Origin of the sequence: Blautia sp. AF32-4BH (assembly GCF_003460565.1) — a bacterium.
GTDB lineage: Bacteria > Bacillota > Clostridia > Lachnospirales > Lachnospiraceae > Fusicatenibacter > Fusicatenibacter saccharivorans.
In genome coordinates this window covers 1-12054 of record NZ_QTVL01000028.1, presented here as the reverse complement: position 1 = coordinate 12054, position 12054 = coordinate 1, and the positions used below count along the sequence as shown (strand labels likewise).

Sequence of the window (12054 nt, the reverse complement as noted above, 5' to 3'; positions counted from 1 at the left end):
AGTTTTATAAATGCTTACGATTTCTGCTCTTTGCTAAAGTTAATGACATTGAGTATTTAAGCCTTTTTATCTATGTATAATTTGATATTAACGTAAAAAAAGACCTCATAACCACATTTTTATGATTACAAGGTCTTCATTTTGTGTTTTATGAATGATTCGGCTTGTGTCTGGGCTGTTGATCCGGAAAAGAGACAGTTGGGAGTTGGTCAGTGATCGGGTGATGGGTGATTAGCACTCGGTCACTAGATCAACTGTTTTGCCCTTTTGAGGATCAATTGGGTTGCCCTTTGACACAAGATCTTTCTTCTTTTATTTTCGGATCTGTCCCGTTCCGTATACGATATTTTTAATCGACGTCAGCGCCAGCAGTCCCATTGGGCCTCTGGCGTGAAGTTTTTGGGTGCTGATTCCGATTTCGGCGCCGTAGCCGAATTCGAAGCCGTCGGTGAAGCGGGTGGAGGAGTTGACGTAGACTACAGCTGCATCGATTTCGTCCAGGAATTTCTGGGCGTGGGTGTAGTTGTTGGTGATGATTGCTTCGGAGTGTTTTGTGTTGTAGCGGTTGATGTGCGCGATCGCTTCGTCGATAGAGGAAACCGTTTTAATGGATACGATATAGTCGAGATACTCTTTTCCCCAGTCCTCTTCTGTCGCTTCTTCTGCTTCCGGCATGTATTCTCTTGCCTTTTCGTCTGCGCGCATTTCCACATGTTTTTCTTTTAATCGTTCCTCCAGAACCGGGAGCAGTTTTTCACGTACATTTTCGTGTACCACAATCGATTCACACGCATTACATACGCCGACGCGCTGTGTTTTTGCGTTCAGAATAATATCCACTGCCATGGAAAGATCGGCTGTCTCATCCACGTAGATATGACAGTTTCCGGTTCCTGTCTCAATGACAGGAATCGTGCTGTTTTCCACGACAGCGCGGATCAGTCCGGCACCGCCGCGCGGAATCAGAACATCGACATAGCGGTTCATCTTCATAAACTGCGCCGTCGTCTCGCGGGAGGTATCTTCGATCAGAAGCAGGGCGTCTTCCGGCACCTGCTCCTCTTTCAGTGTTTTCCGAAGAGAGGCAACAATCGCCGTATTCGAGTGGATTGCATCGCTTCCGCCTTTTAAAATCACGACATTTCCCGTTTTGAAGCAGAGTGCAAATGCATCCGCCGTCACATTTGGGCGTGCCTCGTAGATGATGCCGACAACACCGAGCGGAACACGTTTCTGTCCGATCAGAAGACCGTTCGGGCGTTTTTTCATTCCCAGCACTTCCCCGATTGGGTCGTCCAGTTCGGATACCTGACACATGCCTTCTGCCATTGCTTCAATCCGGCTTTTGTCCAGAAAGAGCCGGTCCAGAAGTCCCTGAGACATGCCTTTTTCTTTTCCATGCTCCATATCCAGCGCATTGGCCGCGATAATCGTTTCGGCGTCTGCCACAAGGTTTTCCGCTGCTTTTTTCAGCACACGGTTTTTCTTCTCCGTCTCCATGATTCGAAGCACAGGCTCCGCCTGGCAGGCTCTCGTTCCGATTTCTTCCAGCTTCATCATACTCGTCTCCTCCTCGTGTTGTCTTATCGTAATTGGCTTAACGGTAAATCTTCTGCTCTGTCACCAGCATCTGCGGCAGAACATCCGTCTCTTCAAACGGCACCGCATCAAACAGCTGAAACTCAAACGCCGCTGCAACCGTTGTAAACCCTGGATGTGCGGCAAGAAAGCGGTCATAAAATCCTTTTCCATATCCTACTCTGTGGCGCGCCGGATCAAAGGCCACACCGGGTACCAGCAGAAAGCCCTCTTCCCGCGTGCAGACCTTTCCGCCGTCCGGCTCCATAATGCCAAAATAGCCGGATTTCAGCGTGGAGAAATCTTTGATCTCATAATAAACCATATCATCGCCTTCCACGCGCGGCACAGCGACCGTCTTTCCCATTTGCAGGGCCTTCTCGATCAGATCCCGTGTCATGACTTCTTTTTTGAAGTCCATATACGCAAAAAAGCAGTCCGCATCCAGAAACTCCGGCAGAGCCGTGATTTTTTCATAAATCATACGGCTCTTTTCCTGAATTTCTTCCTGTGTGGCTGCTCTTCTTCGGGCAAAAACTTCTTTTCTAATGTTTCCTTTTGCTTCCATAGCGCTCCCCCAGATTTACGATTGTTCCGTCTTTCTCCTGCACATCAATATTGTCGAGCTGGGTACGGAGGTTCATTTTCACGGCTGCAATATATTCTCTCCGCAGCTTCTGCTGCTCTTCTTTCTCCGCCGGTGTCAGCCCCTCTGCTTTCGCCTTGCGGGCAAGTTCGTTGATTCTCTGTATATTAATTTCCATTTTCTGTATTTTTCTCCTTTGTTTCAACTCACAGTCGGTATTTTCACAGAGTCTGACATGTCGAAAATAGTTCGACTGTGACTCGCCTCATGTCAGTGGAGGATACCGATTTCTCTCCGCCTGCCACTACCGTTATGTTTCTTTTAACAATTCATCCCACCGCTTTAGAAGCGAGGGACTTGCTTGATTCGGTTAAATGACCGGATTTTCTTTTTATCTTACCGCAAAACACAGGATCTGTCCAGCCGATCTGAGAAAAATCCTGAAATCCAGCTTTATCACCGGATTTCAGTCTCATCTGCATAATTATCTAAAACAATCAGAACCCATGTTTTTCCAAGATTCAGTTTAATCTCCTCTCCATTGCTGTCCCGGTACTTTGTGACACCCCACGGATCATCCTTGCTCCATCTCACGTCGATGGCCTTTCCGCTTGTGATATACGTTCCCATTCCGCCGTTTACCACATCAATATCGAGATATTCCGCATTGTCATCATACTTTTTCCAGGAACAGTACTGCACGATAATGTTCTTCACCGCAAGCTGTTCCTGTGTCATCTCATCGATCTGCGGTTCCCCGAACTGATAACGCAAATACGTGCCGCTCGCCTCATCGTACGAAAACCATGGATTATTGTGGAAATATCCGCCCGGTGCCACATAGGCGGCATTTCGTCCCTGTTCCAGCGTTTCCGGTTCTGTCTCGGATGCAAACTGGAAAAATCCGTCATAACCGTCTTTGTAAGATGTCCGGTAGCCGCAGAGATCGATTCCCGCTGCAATCCCGGCCGCATCCAAATACGCATTGTGCGGCGACGGACGATCCGACGTCCGGTAATACACCTGTTCCGAATACTCCATGCCATTCACATTGTCTATGTGATCCGATTCGAGCAGCGGAATCGCATACGCCGCCTGTCCATAGTGGTAATACAGAGCGTCAAATCCCGCTGCCAGATACACATAATATTCGCGGCAACTCCGCACCGATCCGATCTTTTCGAGATCATCATAGTTTTCAAACAGCCCCATCAGGCGCGTAATGCCGCCTTCGACCGGCGCTTCATAGATCACTCCCGCACGGCTGATACCGCTCTGCGGGCAGGCGCTGATGATATTGCTCAGCATAACCGCCACCGGGCGCCTTCTTCCCTGTACTTCGGCGACAGGTTCTCCTGTCAGATAACTTTTCACCATACCTTCCGGCAGCGCATCCTCCGCGGGTGTCGGCTCAATCGCTTCCGGAACCAGCGGTTCCGGTGCCGGATCTTCGGTCGGGGCCGGTGGTTCCGTAGCTTTCGTTTCTGTCTTGCTTTCCCCTGCTGTCTCTTCTGAGACATAAGAAGTTCCTGCCGATGCAGTTTCCGGTGCCGTTTCCCCAATTTTCCGGCATCCGAACAGCATCATGCTTCCCAGCAGAGCAATCCCCAATGTGTAAAACCCTCTCTTTTTGATAAAGACCCCTCCTTTTCTTCTTTCAATCAGTCTCTTGTGATACCGAGACGCTGCAGCACCTCTTCCTGCTTTGCCTCCATCACGGCTGCTTCCTCCGGTGTCATATGATCATAACCCAAAAGATGCAGCATACTGTGTGCAACAAGAAAAGCAAACTCACGTTTTAAGGAATGACCGTATTCCTCCGCCTGCGCTCTTGCGCGCGCAACAGAAATTACGATATCACCCAGCATCAGCTCACCGCTGTCCGGGTTAAAACAGTCATCTCCCTCTTCCGTCTCCAGAAAATCGAACGAAGCCGGAGAAGGATAATCTACCATCGGGAAAGAAAGCACGTCTGTCTCCCGGTCAATGTTTCTGTGTTCCCGGTTCATGGTGCGGATATTTTCCGGATCGGTCAGAATCAGTTCTACTTCTGCCTCATACGGGCACGCTTCCTGATCCAGCACACCATTGATTACCGCTGCTGCAACCTCTTCCGGATCAAATCCAAGGTCAAAATCCTGTTCATTTTCAAACGTCAGTGTCATTTATTTTCCCTCCGTTTTCTCGTCGTACTTTTTGCTCTGCCGCTGTGATTTTCCGGCTTTGCTTTCTTTTCATATTCATCGTAAGCCTGTACAATCTTCTGCACCAGCGGATGACGGACAACGTCCTTGCTCGTCAGCTCACAGAAGGAAATTCCGTCTACTTTTTTCAGTACCTGCATTGCCACATCAAGGCCGGAGCGTGTACCGGAAGGAAGGTCCTTCTGAGAGGCATCTCCGGTTACAATGACTTTGGAACCGAAACCGATACGGGTCAGGAACATCTTCATCTGCGCCGGTGTCGTATTCTGTGCCTCATCAAGGATAATAAACGCATTGTCGAGCGTACGGCCTCGCATGTACGCGAGCGGCGCAACCTCAATCAGGCCTTTTTCCATGTTTTTCTGAAAGCTCTCTGCTCCCATGATCTGATACAGCGCGTCGTAGAGCGGCCGCAGATACGGGTCAATTTTACTCTGCAGGTCGCCAGGCAGGAAACCGAGTTTTTCACCCGCTTCAATCGCCGGACGCGTCAGGATAATACGTCCTACTTCATCGTTTCGGAACGCGGTGATCGCCATCGCCATTGCAAGGTATGTTTTTCCGGTTCCGGCAGGGCCGACGCCGAAGACGACCATCTTTTCCCGAATTGCATCCACGTACGCTTTCTGACCGAGTGTTTTCGGTTTGACCGGACGGCCTGCGACCGTGTGGCAGATGCAGTCACTGTCGATTTCAGCAAGGCTGCTTCCGCTGTCCTCCATAACAAGTGAGATTGCATAATTGACGTTCTGTGTGGTGATATCATTTCCGCGGCGTGAGAGCTCCAGAAGCTGTGTCAGACATTCCTTTGCGCGCGCTGCATTCGATGCCGGGCCTACAATTTTTAAAACGCCGTCCCGGGAGATCAGCGTAACCGCCAGGGATCTCTCCAGGATTTTGATGTGTTCATCAAACTGGCCGAATACTTTCTTTTCATGTTCGATGGGCAGTTCCATCTGCAGTTCTATCATGTTGTTATTGCTGTTCATCTACCATTGTTTCCTTTCCATCCGACATCTTCTGCATTTCGCAGGGCTGTGCTTCTACGGCCCGTTCTATCACGCGAAGTGTCCCTTTTGTGATACATGACGTATCGTTAAGTTCTATTGTAACATGATTCTCCGATATTTGAAGTCCTTTTTCTGATAAATTTCTGTGGAATTTCTGATAATTCTGCGAGGCTTTTTCTTTTGCCTCGTGTTCTGAGTAAGTTTCTTTCTGAACTTCAAAAGGAAATTTCTGACGGTAGCCGAAATAAAACGGAAGGGCAAAGTTTTCTGTCAGATAAAGCTGCTGAAGGGATACTTCCTCGTCTGCTCCATTTTCCCTTTTCTCTGTTTTCTGATCCGCCGTTCCGGTCATGCTCCGCAAACTCTCCACAAAATTCTCCGGCAGCAGATTTCCAAGGAAAAATCGGTAAGCAGAAATCTGGAATACCGGCGTTTTTTTCTCTGCTTTCTGATATGTCCGTACCGTATGGGAAAGCGGAAAGGTATCATAATAGTACCACGTCGTCTCAAGGTCAATATCCGCGTCTGCGTGAACATAAGAATAATCATACGTTTCCCCACTGTCATTCACAAGCGGAATCTCGCCCTTTACAAGAATGTCTCCCGCTTGACATGTATCACCGGGGAGCACCTGCGGAATGCCGTTCCGTGTGATAATACGCACGACCGTCCCTTCTTTTTTCGCCACAAGATTCTGCGGATCATCTGCTTTTTCTTCGATCACATAGCCGTCTACGTTTTCTTTTACCGCAAGGACAAGCTGCGTCCCTTCTATTTTTGCGGACACCCAGGTCAGATTCGGAAACTGCTCCCGCAGATACGATGCGGTCTGGCTGCAGTCCACACGTTTTTTCCAGCTTCCATGATGAATCCCGGCCGCGTCAAGGCTGTTTAAGATCGTCTGCGTACTGTTCGCGTAATTTCCTTCCACATGAATATTCCAGATGAACTGCGACAGCGTGTAAAGTCCCGCCAGGCAGAGAAAAATACCAATAAAAAATGCCTTTCTTTTTAAACTTCGCCGGTAAAAGAAAGGCAGTCCCTGTTTTTTCTGTATTCGGATGCGCACACCGCTCTTGCGGCGGATCGGCAGGAGGCGGAAAAAATCTTCCGGCAGAAGGCTCATCTCAAAACAGCCCTGGTGTTCTGTCACGTCCCACAGTGTGATGTTATGGTGCCCGCACAGATTGAAAAAACGCTCCGGTTCACGGCCCGTCACACGAATCCGCACACTGCCTTTCCAGAAAGCCTTTCCCTGCTGCAAACGCACACCCCCTTTTCAGCATTGGAATGATTGGAATCATTACACTTATTGAAACGTCACCTGATCGATTCTCCCTTCCACCCGCATCTCCTCCCCGGAATACGAAACAATCCGGATTCCCTCTCCCACAAGGAGCAGCCTGCCGTATTGTGTAAGCACACAGAGGCGGCACGCATTATATTCCAGAATCCTGCGGTAATTTTCAATCTGCACTTCTCTCCCGCCGTAAAACGTCACAACCGGCTCGCCAAAAGCAAGATCTGACGGAACCTGCATCGCCGAAAGCAGCTCCCCGCCCGGCGGATGGAGTGATTTTTTCTGCTTTTTCTTTTTTCGCATCCAAAACCTCCTCCGCTTTGCGGGTCTGCTTTTTGTTCTATCGCTATTTTATGCAGAAAAAAGCACAAAAATACCCCGCAGCCGCTGGGGTTTCCTGCCCGATCAGGCTGCGGGGTTTCATTTCTCTTTTTTAAAAACATTTTTTGCAGGGTTCATACCCCTGGGCTTCTGCATTTTCTCTCGTCATCTGATATTCCCGATCCGGATTCATTCTGCCGCAGTTATTTTTGTTATGGTACTTCGATCCGGTCTCTGAAATCCAGACGAGCTGTCCGCCATACGGATCCGATTCCTGCGGTGCTTCCGTTACCTGCGGTTCTTCGGCAGTCACTGCCGGCTGTGATTCTTCCACTGCCTGCGTTTCAACGGTTTCTTCCGCCGTAGCTTCTATGGTTGGCTCAGGTGTCGGCGTCTCGGTCGGGTCAGCCGTTGGAGTTGGGGTAGCAGTCGGAGTCGGGGTAGCGGTCGGCGTTGGTGTTTCGGTCGGTGTTGCTGTCGGCGTTGGTGTTGATGTTTCAGTCGGGGTCGGCGTCGCTTTTTTCGTCGGCGCTGCCGTAACGCTGACGGAAACAGACTCTGCAGATGCCTTCTGTGTTTCCTTACTGCTGTACGTCACAGGTGTCAGCGCACAGGCGGAAACCAGCAGCAACACAGGAAGCAGCACAGGAAGTGCTTTCGCCACATGAAACCGTTTCTTTATCGTATTCCAGGTAACCGGAAGCAAAAAGATTCCAAGCAGCAGCAGTGACAATGCATATGCCTTCTCCTCTTTCCAGTAACCGGCTCCCGCCAGCATCATCAGAATACCGAACAGATACCTGAGAAAATTTCCTGCCTTTCTCAGCATATTTCATTCCCCCTCCTGTGTATTTTTTGAATTTCTTACAGCGAAATCCTCTATTATAAATACGTTTGAAAGAATGGAAAATTACATCACAGATTACGATTCTTTATAGAAAATCATGCTGAACCATATGACCATATGCTCGCCGAGGTAATAATCCATCATGTTTTTTTCAATCAGGTTTGCAACAACGATGCCGTGGCTCTCGATGCATGGATGCATCAGTTCAAGATGGCGGCAGCCGCCTCTCGGGTAGGTACATTTATCACAGAGCTGGCAGGAATCGGAGGAAAGGGCGAAGGTAAGCAGGGTTTTGTCTTTTAAATGCTGCTCGATTTCGCGTGTGATTTTTTCGTGCTCCGATTTTGTTTTTAATGTCTCATCCATATCCATGATATTGTCCACTTCTGCGATGCTGGAGAAGAACAGAACGTGATCGTAGTTCATGCAACGCTCCTTACAGACTTCAACAGTGCCGACCGCCGGCGGGCAGGACCAGGAGGCTCCGTAGCGGGAGCACTCCTTTTTGCAGATCTGGCGGACCCGGTCATTGAATTCGATGTCCTCCGGTTTTACAAATGCATACTGATAGATAGGAAACTGGGTAATATATTCTTCGATTTCTGTCTGTGTCATTTTGTCATCCCTTCTCTTTTGTTACAGATCTTTTTCCAGAAAAGCAAATACCATATTCCAGTACGTCTGGAGCATGCGCCCTCTGGTTCCAAACAATTCATGCTTTGCGCCCGGTACTTTTACCATTTTTGCCATGCCGGGACGGCGTTCTGCCATTTTCCGGATCATCCGCTCCTGGGCACGGTTGGACACAAGATGATCGTTCTCCGCCTGAAATAAAAGGACAGGAGCCTCGATCCGTTTCCATCCGCTCCGCATCAGATCGCGGTACAGATGTGCGGCGGCATGGAGCCATCCGTAAGAAGCGGCATTTAGGTGATACAGCGGCTCTTTTTCCCGCTTCTGCTGGTAATAGAGAAAGCGCGGACGGGAGAGGGACGAACTTTGTTTAAAGCTTTCGATTCCCTGGTATGGTTTCTGTCCTACCACATACTGTGTGCCTCGTTCTGTGGCACAGGCAAAAGCTGCGATCCGTTTTGCATCGGCGAACGGCACTTTTCCGGTCAGCGGACGGATCATCGGCGAACTCAAAACCACTTTCCGGAACAGATGCGGCGCTTTGGCGGCCGCTGCTGCTGCGATTCCTCCGCCCATCGAGTGAGAATAGAGAACGAGCGGAAGACCGCATGCCTCTGCTTTTGCTTTTCGTGCAACAAAGAGCAAATCTTCTACATAACGATGGTAGGAATCGACATAAACAAGCGACGGATCCTCCACCAGACGGTAGCTCTTTCCGTGGCCGCAGTGTTCCGGCAGATAAACATGAAAATGCTCTTTGATAAAATAATACACGATCTCTTTATATTTCTCTGCATTTTCCGTAAAACCGTGTGAGATTACAACAACACCTCTCGGGCGGAATGCGCGGTAACGAAGAACATGAATCGGATGACCGCTCTCCCTTTCCCAGTAAAATTCTTCTGCATGAGCGGCGAGGTACGGCTCCACACCATTCTGCATCCGCTCCGCATAATTTTTTTCCTGTAATACGCGTGTTCTCATTAGCAAATCACCTGCTTTCATCCAGATACGAAAGGATATCCTGAAGATTGTCGATGGTACAGTCCGGTGTAACTTCAATTTTGTTCGGAAGATGATCCGGGTTGTACCAGCAGGTCAGGATTCCTGCATTTTTTCCGCCGCGGATATCACTTGTGAGGGAGTCGCCGACGATCACAACCTCATCCGGTGCATAACTTCCGATTTCGTTCCATACCGCATCAAAAAAAGCCTTCTGCGGCTTGTCCACACCGACCTGTTCCGAGATAAAAACGCCGTCCAGAAGCTGATCAAGCCCGGAAAAGCGGAGTTTACGCTCCTGTGCAACAGTGGTTCCATTTGTTACTGCATACTGTTTTACGGTAGCTTTCAGCTGTTTTACCAGTTCATCTCCGTGATCGCAGAAGAAAGCCTTATCGCCGAGGCGGATCTGATATTCATCATTGAATACCTTTACCTGATCCGTCGGCAGTCCTTCCGATTCAAAAAATTCATGGAATCGTCCAAGCATCACCTGTTCTCTCGTAAGCTCTCCCGTCTCCAGCCGCTCCCAGTAACCGCGGTTGATCACGCTGTAGCGCTGCAGCATTTCGTCCGTGCAGGTTCCCATATGAAACTTGTTGAAACAGTACTCAATTGCATATCGTTCCGACATCTTAAAATTCAGAAGTGTTCCGTCGATGTCCCACAAAATTACTTTTATCAAAGAGAAATCCTCCCTTGGTTTCATTTGTATTTTCCAATTATCTGTTTTTCATTCTAGCATAGATTACAAATACGATCAATTGTATTTTAGGCATTGTATCTTTTGAGAAAAAGTGCTACGATAAAAAAGAATTTCCGTGAAAAAGAAAAGGAAGAAGGAAGAAACACTATGAAATTTACTTATCCAGCCGTTTTTCATAAAACCGAACAGGGAACCTACGAAGGTTATTTTCCAGATCTCGCCTGCTGCTATGCAAAAGGGGATACCCTCGACGAGGCGCTGGAAGATGCCATTCACTCCGCCTATGACTGGATCTCTCTGGAACTGACGGAAGAAGAACCTGATTTTCCGCCGGTATCGGATGTGGCAGATCTCGGGAAAAGCGAAGGTGAAATTGCAAGAAATATTGCCGTCAACATCCGGCTTTTTGAGGGATGGGACGAATAAGTTCAAAAAAGAGAAAGAAAACCGTATTGCTGCGATATTCGAAACGCGGCGATACGGTTTTCTTTTTATCTCTTCCAGGTTTTCAGCATCTCTTTTTCTTCTTTGCTGATCCGCAGCGACTCTCTGATTTTCTGAATTGTTTTGTTATGTGTCCAGTCATCGAGACTGTTTTCTTTCAGCAGTTTCTGTGTTTTTTCCGGAAAATGAATATAACAGATCGATACTGCCCAGGCGACGGCCATTTTTACGTAATAGCCATCGTGATGAATCTTTTTCATCTCCTCCAGCACAGCATCGATATACGCTTCGTTGATAAAAAAGTCCAGCAGACACACAACACCAAACCGGATTTCATATTCCCGGCTACTTTTCAGCCATTTCTGCAGATATCCATACCAATACTCCTGGTCTTTCTTCATAAAATGGCACGTTGCACAGGAGCTGTCACAGATTCCCCAGCTGTTGATCATCGGCACAAAGCGGTCCAGTTCTGCCGTCTGTTCTTCACGGGTCAGCCTTCCGTAGCCGATCATCATTCCGCGGATCAGAAGCTCCTCGTAGACTTCCGGATTAAACTGTTCGGTATAAACTTCATAGTGGTCTCTTGCTGTCGCTTTTGCAATCCGTCGCGAAACCGGAATGCGGACACCAAGAATCCGACAGTTCTGTCCCGGAACAAGAGAGCTGTGAAATTCCCGGTATTTTGCATCTATATTGCTTTCCAGTTCTGCCCGAATGGCCTGCATTACTTCCTGTTCCATATGATTCCCCCTCTCTTTTCTTTCTCTTTAAGATGTTTTACACGCTTTTTACAAATGTTTAACCCTGTTATTTCTGCACTTCTGATAAGATAAAATTAAAGTAAACGATAACATCCACCCTGCCAAATGCCAGATCTTTTCCGGCTGAAAGGTGAGTCTTATGAGAAAGAAATATACATTTTTTCAAAATATACCATTCCTGTGCAAATTTCAGAAGCAGCCAGCCCTTGCAGAAGAAGCGCCAGTTGTTTCCACAACGCTGTCTATTCCGTTTTCCGGACCCGCAGAAAGATCCTTATATTTTACCGAAAACCCGGATTTTACCGCTCCCTCTGCCGGTATCCATTCCCGTCGTTTTCCGGGAAGCCGGATCTTTCTATATTCCAGCGATCCCGAGCACGATCTTGCGGCAGTTCCATCCTCTCTTTTCGATGTGCTGCACCGCTATTTTGCCGTCCATTCACCGGATGATGTCGTTTTATGGAAAGATGGCATTCTCTCCTTCCAGACCATGGAAAATCAGCCGCAGCCGCTGACTGCTCTTTGTGCACCGGATGATGCACTGGATTCCAAAATCATTCCGTTCCCCACACTGTCAGAACGGCAGCACATTTTACAGTAACTGCTAGTTAGCAACCACCAGTTCAACTGGTGGTTTATTATTAGCCCTCCAAAGGGCT

The 12054-nt window shown here is 48.3% G+C and carries 15 protein-coding genes; 2 read left to right on the top strand and 13 right to left on the bottom strand.

What is annotated here, in order from left to right:
* Positions 1-312: 312 nt before the first annotated feature.
* The 12 genes from DWZ44_RS17505 to DWZ44_RS17455 all read right to left on the bottom strand — a co-directional run bounded on the left by DWZ44_RS17505 (position 313) and on the right by DWZ44_RS17455 (position 10166).
* The gene (locus DWZ44_RS17505; RefSeq protein WP_117805408.1) at positions 313-1557 is read right to left on the bottom strand and encodes a glutamate-5-semialdehyde dehydrogenase; all 1245 of its coding nucleotides are present in this window, start codon (positions 1555-1557) and stop codon (positions 313-315) included.
* A gap of 40 nt (positions 1558-1597) precedes the next feature.
* Positions 1598-2146: a 5-formyltetrahydrofolate cyclo-ligase gene (locus DWZ44_RS17500; RefSeq protein WP_055228183.1), complete on the bottom strand. Its 549-nt coding sequence runs from the start codon at positions 2144-2146 to the stop codon at positions 1598-1600.
* Entirely contained in the window at positions 2124-2342 is a 219-nt protein-coding gene (locus tag DWZ44_RS18520; protein WP_055267865.1) for a DUF896 domain-containing protein, read from the bottom strand. Before DWZ44_RS18520 ends, DWZ44_RS17500 begins: the two co-directional genes overlap by 23 nt.
* Positions 2343-2620: 278 nt before the next feature.
* Positions 2621-3775, bottom strand: coding sequence for a DUF3048 domain-containing protein (locus DWZ44_RS17495; RefSeq protein WP_117805407.1), 1155 nt, complete (start codon positions 3773-3775; stop codon positions 2621-2623).
* A 50-nt stretch (positions 3776-3825) separates the two neighbouring features.
* A complete protein-coding gene (gene ybeY / locus DWZ44_RS17490) occupies positions 3826-4329 on the bottom strand; it encodes an rRNA maturation RNase YbeY (RefSeq protein ID WP_117805406.1) in 504 nt (167 codons plus the stop codon).
* Positions 4326-5357, bottom strand: a complete 1032-nt coding sequence (locus tag DWZ44_RS17485) for a PhoH family protein (protein ID WP_117805405.1) — start codon at positions 5355-5357, stop codon at positions 4326-4328. The genes ybeY and DWZ44_RS17485 overlap by 4 nt, the downstream gene beginning before the upstream one ends.
* A complete protein-coding gene (locus DWZ44_RS17480; protein ID WP_158565957.1) occupies positions 5344-6642 on the bottom strand; it encodes a sporulation protein YqfD in 1299 nt (432 codons plus the stop codon). Before DWZ44_RS17480 ends, DWZ44_RS17485 begins: the two co-directional genes overlap by 14 nt.
* 45 nt (positions 6643-6687) lie before the next feature.
* Positions 6688-6981, bottom strand: a complete 294-nt coding sequence (locus tag DWZ44_RS17475) for a YabP/YqfC family sporulation protein (RefSeq protein WP_022462556.1) — start codon at positions 6979-6981, stop codon at positions 6688-6690.
* A 130-nt stretch (positions 6982-7111) separates the two neighbouring features.
* The gene (locus DWZ44_RS18515; protein WP_199608720.1) at positions 7112-7828 is read right to left on the bottom strand and encodes a hypothetical protein; all 717 of its coding nucleotides are present in this window, start codon (positions 7826-7828) and stop codon (positions 7112-7114) included.
* 93 nt (positions 7829-7921) lie between these two features.
* On the bottom strand, positions 7922-8461 hold the full coding sequence (locus DWZ44_RS17465) for a DUF2284 domain-containing protein (RefSeq protein WP_055217961.1): 540 nt from the start codon (positions 8459-8461) through the stop codon (positions 7922-7924).
* Between the two features lie 21 nt (positions 8462-8482).
* The gene (locus DWZ44_RS17460) at positions 8483-9463 is read right to left on the bottom strand and encodes an alpha/beta fold hydrolase (RefSeq protein WP_022462559.1); all 981 of its coding nucleotides are present in this window, start codon (positions 9461-9463) and stop codon (positions 8483-8485) included.
* Positions 9464-9470: 7 nt separating this feature from the next.
* The gene (locus DWZ44_RS17455) at positions 9471-10166 is read right to left on the bottom strand and encodes a YjjG family noncanonical pyrimidine nucleotidase (protein WP_055217965.1); all 696 of its coding nucleotides are present in this window, start codon (positions 10164-10166) and stop codon (positions 9471-9473) included.
* 168 nt (positions 10167-10334) lie between these two features.
* Here DWZ44_RS17455 and DWZ44_RS17450 point away from each other — a divergent pair, with 168 nt between their 5' ends.
* Complete coding sequence (locus DWZ44_RS17450; RefSeq protein WP_055228190.1) at positions 10335-10613, top strand: type II toxin-antitoxin system HicB family antitoxin; 279 nt, start codon at positions 10335-10337, stop codon at positions 10611-10613.
* A gap of 65 nt (positions 10614-10678) precedes the next feature.
* Here DWZ44_RS17450 and DWZ44_RS17445 read toward each other — a convergent pair whose 3' ends face one another.
* Positions 10679-11374 (bottom strand): DNA alkylation repair protein, encoded by a 696-nt coding sequence (locus DWZ44_RS17445; protein ID WP_117805403.1) that lies wholly within the window; start codon positions 11372-11374, stop codon positions 10679-10681.
* Positions 11375-11534: 160 nt separating this feature from the next.
* Between DWZ44_RS17445 and DWZ44_RS17440 the strand changes: the two genes are divergently transcribed.
* Entirely contained in the window at positions 11535-11996 is a 462-nt protein-coding gene (locus tag DWZ44_RS17440) for a hypothetical protein (protein WP_117805402.1), read from the top strand.
* The last annotated feature ends 58 nt before the right edge of the window (positions 11997-12054 follow it).